This is a genomic window from Pseudomonas sp. NPDC087615, from assembly GCF_044743445.1.
Lineage (GTDB): Bacteria > Pseudomonadota > Gammaproteobacteria > Pseudomonadales > Pseudomonadaceae > Aquipseudomonas > Aquipseudomonas baetica_A.
Genome location: NZ_JBIUWM010000081.1, coordinates 1 through 18,515, shown reverse-complemented (window position 1 = coordinate 18,515; position 18,515 = coordinate 1). Strand labels below are relative to the sequence as shown.

19 protein-coding genes are annotated in these 18,515 nt (G+C 59.8%); 12 read left to right on the top strand and 7 right to left on the bottom strand.

Features of this window, described 5'->3' with window-relative positions:
- Nucleotides 1-60: 60 nt before the first annotated feature.
- The gene (locus tag ACIOU6_RS25965; RefSeq protein WP_221734038.1) at nucleotides 61-951 is read left to right on the top strand and encodes an ABC transporter permease subunit; all 891 of its coding nucleotides are present in this window, start codon (nucleotides 61-63) and stop codon (nucleotides 949-951) included.
- Nucleotides 952-1,175: 224 nt separating this feature from the next.
- On the opposite strand, the gene ACIOU6_RS25960 is transcribed toward ACIOU6_RS25965, so the two are convergent.
- Both ACIOU6_RS25960 and ACIOU6_RS25955 read right to left on the bottom strand, forming a co-directional pair.
- Nucleotides 1,176-3,587, bottom strand: coding sequence for a penicillin acylase family protein (locus tag ACIOU6_RS25960; RefSeq protein ID WP_401139411.1), 2,412 nt, complete (start codon nucleotides 3,585-3,587; stop codon nucleotides 1,176-1,178).
- Nucleotides 3,588-3,690: 103 nt separating this feature from the next.
- The gene (locus tag ACIOU6_RS25955; RefSeq protein ID WP_339430403.1) at nucleotides 3,691-4,269 is read right to left on the bottom strand and encodes a DUF6436 domain-containing protein; all 579 of its coding nucleotides are present in this window, start codon (nucleotides 4,267-4,269) and stop codon (nucleotides 3,691-3,693) included.
- A gap of 98 nt (nucleotides 4,270-4,367) precedes the next feature.
- Here ACIOU6_RS25955 and ACIOU6_RS25950 point away from each other — a divergent pair, with 98 nt between their 5' ends.
- A complete protein-coding gene (locus ACIOU6_RS25950) occupies nucleotides 4,368-5,315 on the top strand; it encodes an alpha/beta hydrolase (protein ID WP_401139408.1) in 948 nt (315 codons plus the stop codon).
- A gap of 103 nt (nucleotides 5,316-5,418) precedes the next feature.
- Here the strand turns inward: ACIOU6_RS25950 and ACIOU6_RS25945 are convergent, their stop codons facing one another.
- The gene (locus ACIOU6_RS25945; protein WP_401139405.1) at nucleotides 5,419-6,171 is read right to left on the bottom strand and encodes a DUF2059 domain-containing protein; all 753 of its coding nucleotides are present in this window, start codon (nucleotides 6,169-6,171) and stop codon (nucleotides 5,419-5,421) included.
- 108 nt (nucleotides 6,172-6,279) lie between these two features.
- Here ACIOU6_RS25945 and ACIOU6_RS25940 point away from each other — a divergent pair, with 108 nt between their 5' ends.
- Both ACIOU6_RS25940 and ACIOU6_RS25935 read left to right on the top strand, forming a co-directional pair.
- Nucleotides 6,280-6,912, top strand: coding sequence for a 2OG-Fe(II) oxygenase (locus ACIOU6_RS25940; protein ID WP_221734099.1), 633 nt, complete (start codon nucleotides 6,280-6,282; stop codon nucleotides 6,910-6,912).
- A 1-nt stretch (nucleotide 6,913) separates the two neighbouring features.
- Nucleotides 6,914-7,399 carry a DUF523 domain-containing protein gene (locus ACIOU6_RS25935; protein WP_401139402.1) on the top strand — a complete coding sequence of 162 codons (486 nt, stop codon included), beginning with the start codon at nucleotides 6,914-6,916 and terminating at the stop codon, nucleotides 7,397-7,399.
- A gap of 120 nt (nucleotides 7,400-7,519) precedes the next feature.
- Here ACIOU6_RS25935 and ACIOU6_RS25930 read toward each other — a convergent pair whose 3' ends face one another.
- Complete coding sequence (locus ACIOU6_RS25930) at nucleotides 7,520-8,089, bottom strand: transporter substrate-binding domain-containing protein (RefSeq protein WP_221734097.1); 570 nt, start codon at nucleotides 8,087-8,089, stop codon at nucleotides 7,520-7,522.
- 135 nt (nucleotides 8,090-8,224) lie between these two features.
- On the opposite strand from ACIOU6_RS25930, the gene ACIOU6_RS25925 reads away from it, so the two are divergent.
- Nucleotides 8,225-8,650 carry a DUF4399 domain-containing protein gene (locus tag ACIOU6_RS25925; RefSeq protein WP_221734096.1) on the top strand — a complete coding sequence of 142 codons (426 nt, stop codon included), beginning with the start codon at nucleotides 8,225-8,227 and terminating at the stop codon, nucleotides 8,648-8,650.
- A 53-nt stretch (nucleotides 8,651-8,703) separates the two neighbouring features.
- On the opposite strand, the gene serA is transcribed toward ACIOU6_RS25925, so the two are convergent.
- The gene (gene serA / locus ACIOU6_RS25920) at nucleotides 8,704-9,933 is read right to left on the bottom strand and encodes a phosphoglycerate dehydrogenase (RefSeq protein WP_095186937.1); all 1,230 of its coding nucleotides are present in this window, start codon (nucleotides 9,931-9,933) and stop codon (nucleotides 8,704-8,706) included.
- Nucleotides 9,934-10,139: 206 nt separating this feature from the next.
- Between serA and ACIOU6_RS25915 the strand changes: the two genes are divergently transcribed.
- The 4 genes from ACIOU6_RS25915 (at nucleotide 10,140) to ACIOU6_RS25900 (ending at nucleotide 14,456) form a co-directional block, all read left to right on the top strand.
- Nucleotides 10,140-11,534 (top strand): FAD-binding oxidoreductase, encoded by a 1,395-nt coding sequence (locus tag ACIOU6_RS25915; RefSeq protein WP_221734105.1) that lies wholly within the window; start codon nucleotides 10,140-10,142, stop codon nucleotides 11,532-11,534.
- Between the two features lie 41 nt (nucleotides 11,535-11,575).
- A complete protein-coding gene (locus tag ACIOU6_RS25910; RefSeq protein WP_221734095.1) occupies nucleotides 11,576-12,241 on the top strand; it encodes a fumarylacetoacetate hydrolase family protein in 666 nt (221 codons plus the stop codon).
- 267 nt (nucleotides 12,242-12,508) lie between these two features.
- Complete coding sequence (locus ACIOU6_RS25905; protein ID WP_401139398.1) at nucleotides 12,509-13,432, top strand: SdiA-regulated domain-containing protein; 924 nt, start codon at nucleotides 12,509-12,511, stop codon at nucleotides 13,430-13,432.
- A gap of 106 nt (nucleotides 13,433-13,538) precedes the next feature.
- Nucleotides 13,539-14,456 (top strand): SdiA-regulated domain-containing protein, encoded by a 918-nt coding sequence (locus ACIOU6_RS25900; protein WP_401139395.1) that lies wholly within the window; start codon nucleotides 13,539-13,541, stop codon nucleotides 14,454-14,456.
- Nucleotides 14,457-14,538: 82 nt separating this feature from the next.
- On the opposite strand, the gene rpiA is transcribed toward ACIOU6_RS25900, so the two are convergent.
- Complete coding sequence (gene rpiA, locus ACIOU6_RS25895) at nucleotides 14,539-15,213, bottom strand: ribose-5-phosphate isomerase RpiA (RefSeq protein ID WP_401139392.1); 675 nt, start codon at nucleotides 15,211-15,213, stop codon at nucleotides 14,539-14,541.
- A gap of 147 nt (nucleotides 15,214-15,360) precedes the next feature.
- On the opposite strand from rpiA, the gene ilvA reads away from it, so the two are divergent.
- Nucleotides 15,361-16,875, top strand: coding sequence for a threonine ammonia-lyase, biosynthetic (gene ilvA, locus ACIOU6_RS25890; protein WP_221734091.1), 1,515 nt, complete (start codon nucleotides 15,361-15,363; stop codon nucleotides 16,873-16,875).
- A 40-nt stretch (nucleotides 16,876-16,915) separates the two neighbouring features.
- Nucleotides 16,916-17,329, top strand: coding sequence for a DUF2269 family protein (locus ACIOU6_RS25885; RefSeq protein ID WP_401139389.1), 414 nt, complete (start codon nucleotides 16,916-16,918; stop codon nucleotides 17,327-17,329).
- Between the two features lie 121 nt (nucleotides 17,330-17,450).
- On the opposite strand, the gene ACIOU6_RS25880 is transcribed toward ACIOU6_RS25885, so the two are convergent.
- Nucleotides 17,451-18,107: an HAD family phosphatase gene (locus ACIOU6_RS25880; RefSeq protein WP_221734089.1), complete on the bottom strand. Its 657-nt coding sequence runs from the start codon at nucleotides 18,105-18,107 to the stop codon at nucleotides 17,451-17,453.
- Nucleotides 18,108-18,250: 143 nt separating this feature from the next.
- Here ACIOU6_RS25880 and ACIOU6_RS25875 point away from each other — a divergent pair.
- Nucleotides 18,251-18,515: RNA pyrophosphohydrolase (locus ACIOU6_RS25875; RefSeq protein WP_401139386.1), on the top strand; the 265-nt coding region annotated here is incomplete at its 3' end.

The window sequence follows — 18,515 nt, the reverse complement described above, 5'->3', positions numbered from 1 at the left end:
CCTGATTGTGCCGATCATCCTGTTCAACCGCAGTCAGGCCAAGGAAATGGAGGGTAAAGAATGAAGCGCTTCCGTTTCTCCAGCCTGATGCTGGTTCTGGGTTTGTTGTTCATCTACCTGCCGATGCTGATCCTGGTGATCTACTCGTTCAACGCCTCGAAACTGGTGACGGTGTGGGGCGGCTGGTCGATCAAGTGGTACGTCGGCCTGCTCGACAACAGCCAACTGATGGGCTCGGTGCTGCGCTCGCTGGAAATCGCCTGCTACACCGCGGTTGCCGCGGTGGCGCTGGGCACACTGGCTGCGTTCGTGCTGACCCGTATCACCCACTTCAAGGGGCGTACGCTGTTCGGTGGTCTGGTGACCGCGCCGTTGGTTATGCCAGAGGTCATCACCGGTCTGTCGCTGTTGCTGCTGTTCGTGGCCATGGCGCAGATGATCGGCTGGCCGCAGGAGCGTGGCGTTGTCACCATCTGGATCGCTCACACGACGTTCTGTGCCGCGTATGTGGCGGTGGTGGTGTCGGCGCGTCTGCGTGAGTTGGACTTGTCGATCGAAGAAGCAGCGATGGATCTGGGGGCACGGCCATGGAAGGTGTTCTTCCTGATCACCATCCCGATGATCGCGCCGTCGCTGGCGGCGGGCGGCATGATGTCGTTCGCACTGTCGCTGGACGATCTGGTACTGGCGAGCTTCGTCTCCGGCCCAGGTTCGACGACGCTGCCGATGGAAGTGTTCTCGGCGGTGCGTCTGGGCGTGAAGCCTGAGATCAACGCTGTCGCCAGTCTGATTCTGCTGGCGGTGTCGATCGTGACGTTCCTGGTCTGGTTCTTCAGCCGCCGCGCCGAAGAGGCCCGCAAGAAGGCCATCCAGCAAGCCATCGAAGAAAGCGCTGCCGATTCGTGGAAACAGCCGGACGTTCGTCGCGCGCAAGCGCCAGAAGCGGTTTAAGCCATGCCGGGTTGGCCTCATTGCGCAGGCCAACCCAATCACAATGGCGGGGCTTGCTCTCGATGGCGTCAGGCAAGCCAATATCTCTGCTGACTGACACAGCGCTTTCGCGAGCAAGCCCGCTCCCACACTGGGTTTGTGGTGAACACGCAAAGTCGTCCACCGCCGATCAAAACGGTGGGAGCGGGCTTGCTCGCGAGGAGGCCCCTCCAGCCAGCCTGGAACTACTGGGCAGCCCGTGCCGGTAGCAGCTTCAAGGTACTGCGGGTATTGGCCATGACTTCCTCATCGCTGAAATGCGCCTGCATATACATCCCTTCCACATACGCTTCAGCCTGATCGTCATAGTGACTGTCGAACGGCACACCGCTCTGGCCGACCGGGTTGATGGTCAAGCCGTGTGCCGGGTCGGCGAAGTCCACCAGCCGCCGCGTCGATGGCCCGTAAGTCACTGGCCATGGCGCCGGATCGATCTTCGCTGAGAGGTTGTTCGGCACTTCATGGCTGCCCGGTGCCGCGAAAGGGCCGACGTTGAAGATGCGATCCAGGGGCTTTTGCTGCCCCAGTGGATGCCCGTGGGTCAGGGTGTGCGCCGTGCCCCATTTCCACCCGCTAGCGTCGTCGCCGAGGGTCAGCTTCAGGTGCTTCATGCTCGCCTGCCACGCCGCCCGCACGGTGTCGGCGCGAGTCTCTTTGTTCGGCGTGTTGCGATTGTCCCACCACGGCGAGTCGGCGTTGGCCGCCAGGCGTGGCAGCGCGGCATCGATCACCCGCGTCGACAGCAGCGTCTCGAAAAAATCATTGCCCAACTCGTCACGCATCGCCGCATCAGCCAGGTTATAGAGAAACTGGTTGAACACCGTCGCACTGACTGAATCCAGCGGATAGTCGCCTTGCCACTGCGCCAGTTGTTCGATCAGTTTGCGCTCGGCGGTGTCCGTCACCACCTCACGCAACACTGGCAATAGCGGCGCCAATAGACGCGGGCCGTAGCCGGTGGTGGTGCCCAGTTGCAGCTTCTGGTTGGCTTCGTTGGTCCACTTGACGCTCTTGTCACTGAGCTGACGATTGAGTTGCTGGCCACGATCGGCAAGGTTGTAGTAACCGGGAATCTCCATGCCAGTCGGCGACACAGGCTGGAAGTTGGCCGAGACGATGTAGCCGCGCGCCGGGTTCTCTTCCTGCGGGTTGGCGCTGAACGGGTAGTAACCGTCCTTGTCCGCCTGATTGGTGCTGCCGTCGAGAATGAAACCCGGTTTGACTCCGGCCGGTCGCTTGGGCAACAGCGCAGAAGCCCACCAGGCGATATCTCCCTTGGCATTGGCGTAGACGAGGTTCAGCCCTGGTGCCTGCACTTTGGCCGCGGCGGCACGGGCCTTGGCCAGCGTGTCGGCACGGTTGAGCTGATAGAAACCTTCGAGGATCGGATTCGGCGTTTCGAGGAAGGCCCACCACATGGCAATCGGCGTTTTCCCGGCGGCGCTGCCGAGTGCGTCGTTGACGATTGGGCCGTGGGGCGATTGGCGCAGGGTGATCGTCACCGGTGCCTGGCCCTTCACCGCAATCTGCTGTTCGGTGCTGACCATGTCGGTCCACTGCCCGCGATACCAGACCTGGTTCGGATTGTCCGGGTTGACCTTCTCGGCGATCAGATCCAGATCGTCGTTCTGGAACATCGTCAGGCTCCAACCGAAATCCATGTTGTGGCCCAGGAACGCGAACGGCACCAGTGCCTGATGGTGGCCGTAGAGTTCAAAGCCCGGGGCCGACAACTGCGCCTCGTACCACACCGACGGCACCGAGAAGCGAATATGCGGGTCACCGGCCAGCAACGGTTTGCCACTCTGGCTGCGGCTGCCGGCAATCACCCAGGCGTTGCTGCCTTCGAACTGCGGCAGACCGTTGTCAATCAGCGCCTGCTCGCTGAGGCGGGCGAGGGCGCTGAGGTCTTTCCAATCGCCAGCCGCAAGGGCTGGCGTCGGGTTGCTGCGGCCCTTGGCCAACACACCCTTGGGCTGCCAGTCGAGGTCGAAGACGTTGAGGTAATCGGCACCGAGTTGATCGCGCACATAGGTCAGCAACGGCTCGGTGCGAAACGCGGCGGCAAAGCTGTAAGCCATATAACCGGCGACGCTGATGCTGTCTTCAGCCGTGAACGGCCGCTTGGGGATGCCCAGCACGTCGAACTCAATGGGCGCTGCGTGCGTGTCCTGATATTGGTTGATGCCATCCAGATAGGCTTGCAGGCCCTTCCACGCCGGTGACTGCTGATCGAGGCTGGCAACGTAACTGGCGGCGCGCTCACGAATGCGCAGGCTGCGGAACAGTTTGTCGGTGTCGAGCAGTTTCGGCCCGAGCACCTCGGCCAGCTCGCCACGGGCGAGGCGGCGCATGGCTTCCATCTGGAACAGACGATCCTGGGCGTGCACATAGCCGAGGGCGCGGTAGAGGTCGGTTTCGTTCTCGGCACGAATATGCGGTACGCCGCGCTCGTCGTAACGCACGGTCACCGAACCTTGCAGGTGGCGCAGTTCAACCTGGCCCTTTCGCGTTGGCTGCTTGCTGTAGACGTACCAGCCCCCCGCGCAGAGCAGGACAACGATGAGCAAGGCAAGAACGGTGAACACGCGCTTCATGGTGACTCCTTGTGAATGCGGGATTGCCGCCCGTGCGGGCTGCAAACAATTAGCACAGACCTTCTGTGCCGTGCATCGCTGTCCTTGAAAAGTCCGCAATGCCTTAATGCGTTTCGACCGGCCACGGACAATAACAACCGACCGCCAAGGTGTGTGTGGCATTGACCGGGCGATCATCCGTCAGTGCGTTCAGGATCGGTTCGATAAAGCTGTTACTGGCGTTGCAGGTCAGGCCCTCGCTGTAGGGGCCAAAGTACGCCAGTTTGCCACTGCGGTCCCAAATCGCCACGGCGGGGCTGGCGGGAACCTGTTCGGAGCCGGGCAATATTGCAATGGTTTTCAGGCGGCTCAACGTGGCAGGCAACTGGCCGTGGCTGCCGGGCTTTTGTACGGCAAAGAACTCTACGCCTTTGCCGCTGAACTGCTCGACCATCTCGCTCAGGTGCTGTTGGTTGCCAACGTTGCACGGGCAGGCGGGGTCCCAGAAGTGCACCAGTCGAATCGGCCCGGGGCCAGCGAGATCATCCGGCAGGCGCAACGGGTCGCCGGAAAACACCGCGGTGTGTTCGCTGAACGCCCGCAGATAGCGGCCCTGAAACCAGTCGTACGCCATCCACAGCACCCCGGCGCAGACAAGCGCGATCAGGCTGGCAAACAGTGCGGTGCGGTAGGGCGAACGCATGGATTTTGCTCCTCGGAGGGCGGCTAGCTTGCCATGCTTGCTTCTACAGATGAATATCGCAGGCCGATAAAGTCTGTTTACCGCTCTGGAACTGCCTCATGCCTGCTACCTTCGATCCCGATCATTTACGTGCCAGCCTCAAGCCATTGGCTGAGTGGCAGCCGTTATCGGAGGAGGCAAAGGCTTATCAGCGGTTCTATAAAACCGACTTTTCCGAGCGCGATGTCTGGCGCGGCATCGGTCGATTCGAGGTGGACGGTTATGAACTGGTCAGCCATTGCTGGTGGCCGGAAAAGGTCAAGGGCACGCTGTTTCTGCTGCACGGTTTCTATGATCACACCGGGCTCTATCGACATGTCATCGAGTGGGCGCTGGATCAGGATTTTGCCGTGATCGCCTGCGACTTGCCGGGGCACGGTCTGTCGAGCGGTGTGCGGGCGAGCATCCGTGACTTTTCCGAGTATCAGGACACCCTGCAAGCCCTGTTCGCCGAGGCCCATTCGATTGCCCTGCCGCAGCCGTGGCACTTGTGCGGGCAGAGCACGGGCGGGGCGATTGTGGTCGATCATGTGCTCAACCATGGCGAGAACAGTCCGGCGCAAGGCCAGTTGATTCTGTTGTCGCCCCTGGTGCGGCCGCGGGCGTGGGGCTGGTCGCAGTTGAGTTATTACCTGTTGCGGCCGTTTGTTCGAGGGATCGCCCGGCGCTTCAGCGAGAACTCCAACGATCCGGATTTCCTGCCGTTTCTGCTGGCCGATCCGTTGCAGCCCAAGCGCTTGCCGACCGCATGGGTCGGCGCGTTGTCACGCTGGATCCACCGGGTGGAATACGCGAAAAAAAGCCCGCGCCGGCCGCTGATCATTCAGGGGCAGGCGGACATGACCGTGGACTGGCAGCACAACCTGCAGGTGCTGAAGTGGAAGTTTGATCGGCCGCAGATTTTGCTGCTGCCGCAGGCGCGGCATCATCTGGCCAATGAGACGGCGGAGATGCGCGAGGAGTATTTCGAGTTCTTGAGCAAGCGGATCAGGGGCCGGAATCTCTAGCGTCTGTTAGGGCCTCTTCGCGAGCAGGCTCGCTCCCACAGAAGACCGCGATCACAGGTGGGCGCGGGCTTGCTCGCGAAGGCGGCCTGTCAGGCGACGCAGTTTACTGGCCGAGGTTCGAAGTATTCTGCCCCACCGCCAGCCCCGCGCGAATTGCCGCCAGCGCCGCTTGATAGTAAGCCTTGCCCTCCGTCGACTCGGCAAACGTCGCAAACTCTTCGAGTTCTTCATCCGACAAGTCGCGATAAACATAGAGCAGTGTGTTGTTCATGTCGGCGCCGATCTGATCCATCAGCCTCTGGCGCTGGCCATTCAACATCCCTTGCGCCTGACCGCCGCCGAGCAGCCCCGGAATCATCGAACTCAAACTGTCCGCTGCCACACCCGCAATGGCGAGGCTGACCTCGGCGCCAGCTTCACGAGCCGGCAGCGCCTGGGCGAGGTGTCCGATGATCAGCAGACGGCTGTCGCTGACCTGCATCTTGGGCAGACCTTTGGCATTTTTCGCCAGTTGATCGCGCCGGGTCGCCAGCAATTCAGCGGCGACGATTTTTTTACCCAGCGGCGATTGGAAGAAGGACAGCGCCGGTTTCGGATCGGCAAGGTTCTGGCGCAACTGGGCTTCGGCGCGTTGATCCATGGCGTGTGGCGAAAAACGCTGGTTGCTGTTGCTCACCAATGCTTGAAAAACCGCAGGCGGCAGGCTGTTTTGATAACGCTGCTGGGCAGCACTCAGGGCGTCATTGAAGTGCGCACGTTGATCTGGCCAGCCGGCGACCTTGTAAAGCTGATCATGGCCGTCCGCCCAAGCGGGCAAAACGCAGAACATCAACAGTGAAAAAAACAAACGGCGCATAGGGACTCCTGTCAGCAGCGGACTATTCTCCGTGCGGTGTCGGTACTTGTCGAGAATTCGTAGCAAGCCGCTGCGTGGCTCTGTCGGATTTCTTGCCGCCGACATACTATGCGCGCCATGCAAATAACCTCTGAACACCCACTGCTGTTACGTATCGTCGACGACCTGGCCGAGCATGGCTGGTCGCAGCAGAACATTTTCCTGCCCGCGGGTTTGACCCGCGAGCTGGCGGCCGAGTGCCGTAAACGTGAGGCCGAGGGTGAACTGGTGCCGGCGGCGGTCGGTCGCGGCCCATTTTCAGAGATTCGCGAGGGTATTCGCGGCGATCATATTCAATGGATCGACCCAGGGCAGGCCGAGGCCAGCGACCGTTATCTGAACCTGATGGACAGCCTGCGCGAGGCGCTCAACCGGGGGCTATTCCTCGGGCTTGAAGACTTCGAGTGCCACTTTGCGCTGTATCCGCCGGGCGCGTTCTATCGCAAACACGTCGATCGTTTTCGCGACGACGACCGGCGCATGGTTTCGGCGGTGGTCTATCTCAATGAAGTCTGGCTGCCGGAAGATGGCGGTCAGTTGCGCATGTACCTGGGTGATGAGCGCGCTCACGACGTACAGCCCATCGGCGGTTGTCTGGTGGTGTTTCTTTCTGGCGAAGTGCCGCATGAGGTGCTTCCGGCAAACCGCGAGCGCTTGTCGCTGACCGGATGGTTCCGCCGCCGTGGCAACGAGCCTTTCTGATATGCACAAGATTCTGGTCAGTCGCTGCCTGTTGGGCCATCGCGTGCGCTACGACGGCGGGGCCAGTGGGCCGTTTGATTTGCTGGAACAGTGGATTGCTGAAGGTCGGGTTGTGCCGTTGTGTCCGGAAGTCGCGGGTGGTTTGCCGACGCCACGGGCGGCAGCGGAGATTCCGGGCGGGCAGGGTGGCGAGGTGCTGGATGGCGTTGCTTCGGTCATCACCACCGACGGTGAGGATGTCAGTGCGCAGTTTCTCGATGGCGCGCGGCAGGCACTAGAGTTGGTGCGCAAGCACGGTATTCGGGTGGCGGTGCTCAAAGCCAATAGCCCGTCGTGCGGCAATCTGCTGACGTATGACGGCACGTTCAGTGGAGTGAAAGTCAGCGGTGAAGGCGTGACAGCTGCACTGCTCAAACGCCATGGCGTGCAAGTCTTCAGCGAGCTTGAATTGTCGCAGGCTGCAACAGCCCTGACACAACTCGATTAAAAGCCCACCCCAGATTCCCGTGTGGGAGCGGGCTTGCTCGCGAAAGCGGTGGGTCATTCAACATCTGCATTGACTGACACGACGCCTTCGGGAGCAAGCCCCCTCCCACAGGTTTTGTGTTCACTCGGGTTTGGTGAACCACTTCTCGGACAACGCCGCCAATCGCCCATCCGCCTTGATCCGTTGCAACGCACCCTCAAGGCTGGAATGAAACGCCGGGTTGCCCTTCTGAAACGGAATCGCCAGGTCCACCGGTGCACTCGCCGCAGGCTTCTTCTCGGTCAACGCCTGCACCAGCACCATCGGCTGTGGCTGCTCGTCTTTCTTCGCCAGCAATTGCGAATCGACCTGACTGTATGGCTCGCTGAAGTCGAAACGATCCTTGAGTTCGGGTGTCAGTGCTATGTGATTGAGCGCGACGTCGTACTTGCCGCTTTCAACGCCCTGGAGCAGATCGCCCTCGTCGGTGACGATGAAATCGACGCGAACATCCAGTTCGTTGGCCAGCAATTGCCCTAGCTCAACCTCGAACCCTGTGAGTTTGTCGCCATCCATGTAATTGAAGGGCGGTGTATTAGCCTCAAGGGCGATGCGCAACTCGCCACGGTCGTTGACGTCATCAATCAATTCGGCATGAGCCAGCGGGCTCAGAAGGGGTAGCAGGCAGATCAGGCCAGGCAGAAAACGCATGGTCACTCCTTTGAAATCATTATCGCGATGCTCTGAGTCAGGCTCGCTTTGCTATGGTTGTCGAGTGCCTTCGACAACGAATGGTCATGAAGTTGTCATGACCACGCGGATTTTACGGAAAAACTGGAGAAGAGAATGAAAACGTTTATGTCACGAGCCGCGTTGGCTGGCCTTCTATTGAGCGCGTCGATGATGGCCAGCGCTGCCACGCCAGCGCCGGCGGGGGCTTCCGTAAGCATCGTCGAGCCGAGCAGCGGCGCCGTTGTCGACAAGACCTTCAAGGTCAAATTTGCAGTAAAGGGCATTGCGTTGGCGCCCGCTGGCGATCTCACAACTAACACTGGCCACCATCACCTGCTGGTCGACGCCAAGAGCAGTGTTCCTGCGGGCGCTGTGATTCCGGCAGACGCCAACCATATCCATTTCGGCAAGGCCCAGACTGAAACCGAACTGACGCTGACGCCAGGCAAGCACACTTTGCAGTTGGAACTGGGCGACAAGAGCCACATGGCTTTCGATCCGCCCATCGTTTCGGAAAAGATCACCGTAACGGTGAAATAAAAAAAGGGAGCCGCTGGGCTCCCCTTTTTTTAGTTGCAAGCTTGAAGCTGCTCTTAGAACAACACACGGCTACGAATAGTGCCGTTGATGTGCTGCAGCTTCTCTTGCGCCAGGTCCGAGTACTCGGCGTCGACGTCGATCACCACGTAACCGACTTTCTCGTTGGTCTGCAGGAACTGACCGGAGATGTTGATGCCGTTTTCGGCGAAGACCTTGTTGATCTCGCTCATCACACCCGGAATGTTTTCGTGGATGTGCAGCAGGCGGTGCTTGCCAGGGTGAGCCGGCAGGGCCACTTCCGGGAAGTTCACCGACGATACGGACGTACCGTTGTCGCTGTACTTGACCAGTTTCTCTGCCACTTCCAGACCGATGTTGGCTTGCGCTTCAGCGGTCGAACCACCGATGTGCGGGGTCAGGATCACGTTGTCCAGGCCACGCAGCGGGCTTTCGAACTCTTCGTCGTTGGAGCGTGGCTCCACCGGGAACACGTCGATGGCCGCGCCGATCAGGTGCTTGTCCTTGATCGCGTCCGCCAGGGCGTCCAACTCGACCACGGTACCGCGTGCTGCGTTGATCAGGATGCCGCCCTTCTTGATGGCGCGGATTTCCTTCTCGCCGATCATCCACTGGGTCGCAGCAGTTTCCGGAACGTGCAGGGTCACGATGTCGGACATGCCCAACAGCTCGTTCAGGTTGCCGACCTGGGTCGCGTTGCCCAATGGCAGCTTGGTCACGGTGTCATAGAAGAACACCTGCATCCCTAAGCCTTCAGCCAGGACCGACAACTGAGTACCGATCGAGCCGTAGCCGACGATGCCCAGCTTCTTGCCTCGGATTTCGAAGGAGTTGGCTGCGGATTTGATCCAGCCGCCACGGTGGCAGGAAGCGTTTTTCTCAGGGATGCCGCGCAGCAGCAGGATCGCTTCGGCCAGCACCAGTTCGGCAACGGAACGAGTGTTGGAGTACGGCGCGTTGAACACGGCGATACCGCGTTCGCGGGCGGCACTGAGGTCAACCTGGTTGGTGCCGATGCAGAAGCAACCGACAGCGACAAGCTTCTTCGCGTGATCGAAGATCTCTTCAGTCAGTTGGGTGCGCGAACGAATGCCGATGAAGTGAGCGTCAGCGATCTTTTCCTTGAGCTGGGCTTCCGGCAGAGAACCTGTGAGGTACTCAATGCTGGTGTAGCCCGCCGCCTTGAGGACGTCGACAGCCGATTGGTGGACGCCTTCGAGAAGAAGGAACTTGATCTTGCTCTTATCGAGAGAAGTCTTGCTCATCTGCGTAAACCTGTATCCCGGAGAAAAATGGCAGGGAGGGGAGCAGCCTGGAGCTGACCCGAACGGCAGGAAAGCCGTCGCCGCAGAACTGGCCTTGGGCGCTGTTCTGCGGGGTCGGTATGCTAGCATAGCCGCCCCGCTAAACACTCATTCCTGCGACGTGAAGCGTTCTCAGGATGACCATGAATTGTTCGAGAGTTCTGTCGATGACCAATCCTGCGCTGATTGATGAACTGAAGACCCTGGTCGAGCCTGGCAAGGTCCTGACCGACGCCGACTCCCTGAACACGTATGGCAAGGATTGGACCAAACACTTCGCCCCGGCGCCCACTGCCATCGTTTTTCCCAAGACCATCGAACAGGTGCAGGCCATCGTCCGTTGGGCCAACACCCACAAGGTCGCGCTGGTGCCCTCGGGCGGGCGCACGGGGCTGTCCGCCGCTGCGGTGGCCGCCAATGGCGAAGTGGTCGTGTCGTTCGACTACATGAACCAGATTCTCGACGTGAACCTCACTGACCGCACCGCCGTGTGTCAGCCTGGCGTGGTCACCGAGCATTTGCAGAACGTCGCTGAAGAAAAGGGCCTGTACTACCCGGTGGACTTCGCTTCGGCGGGTTCCAGCCAGATTGGCGGCAATATCGGCACCAATGCTGGCGGGATCAAGGTCATTCGCTACGGCATGACCCGCAACTGGGTTGCCGGCATGAAGGTGGTCACCGGCAAAGGTGACGTGCTGGAGCTGAACAAAGATTTGATCAAGAACGCCACTGGTTATGACTTGCGGCAGTTGTTCATTGGCGCCGAAGGCACCCTTGGATTTGTCGTTGAAGCGACCATGCGTCTGGATCGTGCGCCGAAAAACCTCACGGCGATGGTCCTCGGTACCGCCGATTTCGACTCGATCATGCCGGTGCTGCACGCCTTTCAGGGCAAACTCGACCTGACCGCCTTCGAATTCTTCTCCGACAAGGCCTTGGCCAAAGTGCTGGGTCGCGGTGATGTGCCGGCGCCGTTTGAAACCGATTGCCCGTTCTACGCGCTGCTGGAGTTTGAGGCGACCACTGAAGAAGTGGCCAACAGCGCGCTGGAAACCTTTGAACATTGCGTCGAGCAGGGCTGGGTGCTGGATGGCGTGATGAGCCAGAGCGAAACCCAGCTGCAGAACCTGTGGAAGCTGCGCGAGTACATCTCCGAGACCATTTCGCACTGGACCCCGTACAAGAACGACATCTCGGTCACCGTGTCAAAAGTACCGGCGTTCTTGCAGGAAATCGACGCGATTGTCGGCGAATACTATCCGGACTTTGAAATTGTCTGGTTCGGCCACATCGGCGACGGCAACCTGCACCTGAACATCCTCAAACCGGAAAACCTGAGCAAGGACGAGTTCTTCGCCAAATGCGCCACCGTCAACAAGTGGGTGTTCGAAACCGTCGAGAAGTACAACGGCTCGATCTCCGCCGAGCACGGCGTGGGCATGACCAAACGCGATTACTTGACCTACAGCCGCTCGCCGGTTGAGATCCAATACATGAAAGCGGTCAAAGCGGTGTTCGACCCGAACGGCATCATGAACCCGGGCAAGATCTTCGCGGTTTGATTGGCAATCTCTGATGAATCAATGAAGGCAGGAGTCGGTAAATGAGCTATCAGCACCAGTATGTCGACGGCACGCGTATTCACTTCCCGCTGGGAAAAGTGGTGTGCATTGGCCGTAATTACGCCGAACACGCCAAGGAACTGGACAACCCGGTCCCTACCGAGCCATTGCTGTTCATCAAGCCGGGCAGTTGCGTGGTGTCGCTGGAAGGCGGTTTCAGCATTCCGACCGAGCGCGGTTCGGTGCACTACGAGGCGGAAATTGCCGTGTTGATCGGCAAGCCACTGTCGACCAAGCCAAGCCGTGAAGAAGTGCTCGATGCGATCTCCGGTTTCGCTCCGGCGCTGGACCTGACCCTGCGCGACAAGCAGGCCGAGCTCAAATCCAAGGGCCTACCGTGGGAAATCGCCAAGTCGTTCGACGGCGCGGCGGTGCTTGCCCCGTTCGTGGTGGGCAGCACCTTTGCTGATCTGACCGATATCGGCATCCGTCTAACCATCAACGGCGAAGTCCGTCAGGACGGCAACAGCAGCGCGATGCTCAACCCGATCGTGCCGATGATCCAGCACATGGCCGGCTGCTTCTCGCTGCAGGCCGGTGACGTGATCCTCACCGGCACGCCGGTGGGCGTTGGCCCGCTGAATGTCGGCGACGACATCGTGCTGGAACTGGTCGGCGCCAGCCGCTTCACCAGCAGCGTGCGCTAACCGCAACACTGCAAAAACCTGTGGGAGCGGGCTTGTTCGCGAAAGCATTTTGTCAGTCAACGAAGATGTCGACTGATCCGACGCCTTCGCGAGCAAGCCCGCTCCCACATTGGTTTGTGGTGACCCGAAGATCGGGGACAAACCACGACAATCTCGCCATTTGCCGTTTTTTTCACATCCCGTCTGGATAATTTCCGTCATTCTGGCGTCTGAGCCGGCCTCTTTGTGCTATTACCCATAGCCTGAATTTTCGGAACGCATCCCTCGATGGCATCTCAAACTCAGCTCAAAACCCCTCGCCGCTCACGTTTCGCCCTGCGCTGGTATTCCTGGCTATTGCTGGTGATCGTCGCAGCGTATGGGCTGGCGCATCTGATGCATTGGGATGATCGCGGTGCGCTGTGGGTACTGGAGCGTTTCGAAAGCCCGGCCGAGCAAAAGGGAAGTGTCTGGCTGCCGGATTACCGGGCGGTCATCGATGCCAAGCCGCTGCCGGGCATGGAGAAGGATGAGGCGTCGGATCTGGCCTACAACCCGCAGACCAAAACCCTTTTCTCGGTGATGGGCAAGAACCCGTTTCTGGTCGAACTGACCCTGCAAGGCGATGTGCTGCGCAAGATGCCGCTGGTGGGCTGGGCCAACCCGGAAGGCGTCACGATCATGGAAAACGGCCTGATGGCCATTGTCGATGAGCGTCTGCACATGCTGTCGATCGTCAAGGTCGATGCCGATACGCGTGAGCTGAACATCGCCAATTTCCCCAAGTACGACCTTGGCCCGTCGAAAGACCAGAACAAAGCTTTCGAAGCGATCACCTGGGATGCGCGCAATCAGCAGTTCCTGCTGGGCGAGGAGCGTCCACCGGCGCTGTTCACCTGGAAAAGCGATGGCAGCCAGACGCTCAAAGGCGACAAGCAGAAGCTGGACAGTGATGAGCTCGACATTCGCAATCTCTCGGCGTTGGCAATTGACCCGCGCACCGGTCACACATTGGCGTTGTCGGCTGACTCGCACCTGTTGCTGGAGCTGGACGAGAAGGGCGAGCAAGTCAGTTTCATGACCCTGCTTGGCGGCTTCAACGGTTTGAAGAGCACCATTCCCCGCGCCGAAGGCGTGACATTGGACGAGGCGGGCACGCTGTATATGGTCAGCGAGCCGAACCTGTTCTATCGCTTCGAAAAGCAGAAGTAATGCCCTTGCTGGGGAGGCTCTTGTCGTCCAAGGCAAGTGGCCATTAAGCTTCATTTCAGACAGGCGTGATATTTCATCCGCCTGTTTTGATTCCGAGCCCTCCTGCATGCGTCGATTTGCCCGTCCCAAGCCTCTCCTTGTCACCCTTTCGGTGATTGCTCTGATCGCGTTGATCGCGATCGGCCAGTACCTGCGCCTGTTCGAGCGTGCCTGGTTCAATCTGCACACCCTGTGGCAACCGCTAAGCAGCGAGGCCATTGGTCTGGATCAATATCGGGTGGAGATCGAGGCGCGGGTAATCGAAGGGCTGGACGATGACGTGTCGGCGCTGACCTACGATCCGGTGCGCAACAGCCTGTTCACGGTCACCAACAAAAATGCCGAGCTGGTCGAACTGTCGCTGGAGGGCAAAATCCTGCGCCGCATCGCACTGATCGGCTTTGGTGATCCGGAGGCGGTTGAGTTCATCAGTGCCGATACTTATGTGATCACCGACGAGCGCCAGCAGCGGTTGATCAAGATTCACCTGGAAGATGTCACCACGTTCCTCGATGCGGCGGACGCCGAGCAAATGACCCTGGGTGTGCACGCGAGCAGCAACAAGGGTTTTGAAGGGCTGGCTTATGACTCGGTGGGCAAGCGCTTGTTTGTCGCGAAAGAGCGCGACCCGATGCTGATCTACGAAGTGCACGGTTTCCCGCACTTCAACCCGGAAAAGTCCTATGCGGTGCATGTGATCAACAATCCCAAGCGGGATGCCGGCATGTTCGTGCGTGATCTGTCGAGCCTGCAATACGACGAGCGCAGCGGGCATTTGCTGGCACTGTCGGATGAGTCGGGGCTGATTCTGGAACTGGATGTGGGTGGGCGCCCGTTGAGCACCCTGTCGCTGAGCAAGGGCCGGCAAGGTTTGCAGAAAACCGTGCCGCAGGCGGAAGGCATTGCGATGGATGACGACGGGACGCTGTACCTGGTGAGTGAGCCAAACTTGTTTTACGTCTTCAAAAAGCCCGCCCAAAACTGACTCGCACCGCAAAAAACCAATGTGGGGCTTGCTCCCACAGGTGGGGGCATGTATCTGCCCACAAAAATGTGGGCAGTCTGGCTTACTCAGCCTTCAGCGTCTTCACACCTTCACTCGTGCCCAGCAACAGCAGATCCGCCGGACGCGCGGCGAACAGGCCGTTGGTGACCACGCCGACAATGGCGTTGATCTGCGTTTCCAGCTCCACCGGATTAGTGATCTGCATATTGAACACGTCGAGGATGATGTTGCCGTTGTCGGTCAGTACACCTTCGCGGTACACCGGGTCGCCGCCCAGTTTCACCAGTTGACGGGCCACGTGGCTACGGGCCATCGGGATGACTTCCACCGGCAGTGGGAATTCGCCCAGCACCGGCACCAATTTGCTGGAGTCGGCGATGCAGATGAAGGTCTTGGCCACGGCCGCGACGATCTTCTCGCGGGTCAGGGCCGCGCCGCCGCCCTTGATCAGGTTCAGGTGTTCATCGCTTTCATCAGCGCCGTCGACGTAGAACTCCAGGTCGCTGACGGTGTTCAGTTCATAGACGGGAATCCCGTGGCCCTTGAGGCGCGCGGCGGTGGCTTCGGAGCTGGCGACCGCGCCATCGAATGCGCCCTTGTGCTGGGCCAGTGCGTCGATGAAGCAGTTGGCGGTGGAGCCGGTGCCGACACCGACGATGCTTTTGTCGTCGAGTTTCGGGAGGATGAAGTCGACAGCAGCCTGAGCCACTGCCTGTTTGAGTTGATCCTGGGTCATGCGGGCTCCGGAAGCGGGCAAGGTGAGAACGGAAAGGCCGGCATTATAGCCCCAAGCGGGTCTAAAACCTCTGCAATCGTGTGGTCGCCCGGGCAAAAGCCGGGTTAGACTCCTTGGCCCTGCCCAACCGCTCAGTGATGCTTTCCGATGCTCGAACAGTACGTCAAAAAGATCCTCACCTCGCGCGTTTATGACGTTGCCGTAGAAACCCCGTTGCAGAACGCTCGCCAGCTCTCCGAGCGGCTGGGCAATGACATCTGGCTCAAGCGCGAAGACTTGCAGCCGGTGTTCTCGTTCAAGATTCGGGGCGCCTACAACAAGTTGACCCAACTGAGCGACGAAGAACGCGCACGTGGTGTGGTCACCGCGTCGGCGGGCAACCACGCGCAGGGGCTGGCCCTGGCGGCGAAAGTGCTGGGCGTCAAAGCCACCATCGTCATGCCCAAGACCACCCCGGAGATCAAGGTCGAAGGCGTGCGCTCGCGTGGCGGCAAAGTGGTGCTGCACGGCGATTCGTTCCCGGAAGCCCTGGCCTACTCGCTGAAATTGGTCGATGAAAAAGGCTACGTCTACATCCACCCGTACGACGATCCGCACACCATTGCCGGGCAGGGCACCGTGGCGATGGAGATTCTGCGTCAGCACCCGCAGCCACTGGATGCGATTTTCGTCCCGGTCGGCGGCGGCGGCCTGATCGCCGGTATCGCCGCCTACGTGAAATACCTGCGTCCGGACATCAAAGTCATCGGCGTCGAGCCCGACGACTCCAACTGCCTGCAAGCCGCCATGGCTGCCGGCGAACGCGTGGTGTTGCCGACCGTGGGCATCTTTGCTGACGGCGTCGCGGTGGCGCAGATCGGCCAGCACACCTTCGACATCTGCAAAGATTATGTCGATGAAGTGATTACCGTCAGCACCGACGAGATCTGCGCGGCAATCAAGGATATCTACGACGATACCCGCTCGATCACCGAGCCTGCCGGCGCCTTGGGCGTGGCCGGGATCAAGAAGTACGTCGAGTTGCGCGGCGTCAGCGGCCAGACCTTTGTCGCCATCGACTCCGGCGCCAACGTCAACTTCGACCGCTTGCGTCACGTTGCCGAGCGCGCCGAACTGGGCGAAGGCCGCGAAGCGATCATCGCCGTGACCATTCCCGAAAAGGCCGGCAGCTTCAAGGCGTTCTGCGAGGCCATCGGCAAGCGCCAGATCACCGAATTCAACTACCGCTACAACACCGGCAGCGAAGCGCACATTTTCGTCGGCGTGCAGACGCATCCGGAAAACGACCCGCGCAGCGCACTGCTGGCGAGCCTGACCGAGCAGGGTTTCCCGGTCATTGACCTGACCGACAACGAATTGGCCAAATTGCACATCCGTCACATGGTCGGCGGGCGTGCGGCGCAGGTGGTTGATGAAGTGGTGCTGCGCTTCGAATTCCCGGAGCGTCCGGGCGCGCTGTTCAACTTCCTCAACAAACTTGGCGGGCGCTGGAACATCTCGATGTTCCACTACCGCAACCACGGCGCGGCGGATGGCCGGGTGGTCGCCGGGCTGCAAGTGCCCCACGATGAGCGGCATCTGGTGCCGGAGGCGCTGGCGCAAATCGGTTATCCGTACTGGGACGAAAGCGACAACCCGGCCTATAAGCTGTTTCTTGGCTGAACGGCTACGCTGATGGGCATGGCCCAAGGAAAAGAAACCCATGGAAACCCTGACCACCCTGAAAGTCCTTCACGTCGCTGCAACCGTAGTGATACTCACCAGCGGCCTGGGGCTCGCCGCGCTGACCTGGCGTAATCGCAGTCAAGGGCCGGCCAGCACGATGCAACGTCCGTGGTTGTTTGTCTGGTGTTTGATGCTGATCGGCATGTTGAGCATGCCCTTCACCGGCTGGTGGCTGGTGCATCTGATTGGCTGGCCATTGGGGCAGTTCTGGATTCTGGGCTCCAGCGTGATCTATGCCGTGGCCACGTTGAGTGCCGTTTGGCTGCTTGTTCGGCTGAATCGACGGTGGACGAGCGGGGGCGGCAACTGGAAATTCAGTCTGGCGCTGGCGATTGTCAGTGGTGTTGGATTTTTCGCCATTGCGGCGTTGATGGGGGCCAAGCCTGTTTAAGGCTTGAGACAGGGTTGCCCCCAATCGCTGGCAAGCCAGCTCCCACAGGGGTTTTCGGTGAACACAGATTATGTGGACGACCGAGAAACCTGTGGGAGCTGGCTTGCCAGCGATGGCGTCATCAGTCGCGCAGAGTCATGACCGGCCAGCCACGTTTTTCGGCTTCAGCACGCAAATTCGGATCCGGATCCACGGCCACCGGGTTCGCCACTTGCTCCAGCAGTGGCAGGTCATTCATCGAATCGCTGTAGAAGTAGCTGTCTTCCAGCGAATGCCCGGTTTCTTCCAGCCAGCGATTCAGGCGCGTCACCTTGCCTTCACGGAAGCACGGAATGTCGGTGCTGCGCCCGGTGTAACGGCCATCAACCATTTCGCACTCGGTGGCGATCAGGGTTTCAACGCCCAAACGAACGGCAATCGGCGCGGTCACGAAGCGGTTGGTCGCGGTGATGATCACCAGTTTGTCGCCGGCATCGCGGTGCTTTTTCAGCAGGTCGAGCGCCTTGGGCAGCACGATCGGTTCGATGCAGTCACGCATGTAGTCGTTGTGCCATTGATCAAGCACGGCCATTTCGGTGCGGCCTAGAATCTCCAGGCAGAAGTTCAGGTACGCGGCGTTATCCAGTTTGCCGGCCAGGTAATCCTGATAGAACTCGTCGTTGCGCGCTTTGTACGCGATCGGATCGAGGAAGCCGCGTTCACACAGATAGTCGCCCCAAGCGTGGTCGCTGTCGCCGCCCAGAAGGGTGTTGTCCAAATCGAAGAGTGCCAGGCGCATTGCAGTTACCCGCTGAAAAGTCAGTAAAAAGGCGACAAGAATACGGTCTTTTCACAAGAGTGCACATAAGGTAGGAACCTTCGTTGCCGCCTTATCAAGCTTTGTGGAACAATGCGGCGACATGCGTTTGCGAGGTTGTTGCCGTGATCGACCCCGATGGTTTCCGCCCCAATGTCGGGATCATTCTGACGAATGACGCCGGCCAGGTGCTATGGGCTCGCCGTATCAATCAAGATGCCTGGCAGTTTCCACAAGGGGGAATCAACCCTGAAGAGACGCCGGAAGACGCCTTGTACCGCGAGCTGAACGAAGAAGTTGGCCTGGAACGTGAAGATGTTGAAATACTCGCCTGCACACGGGGCTGGTTGCGCTATCGTTTGCCGCAACGTCTGGTGCGTACCCACAGCC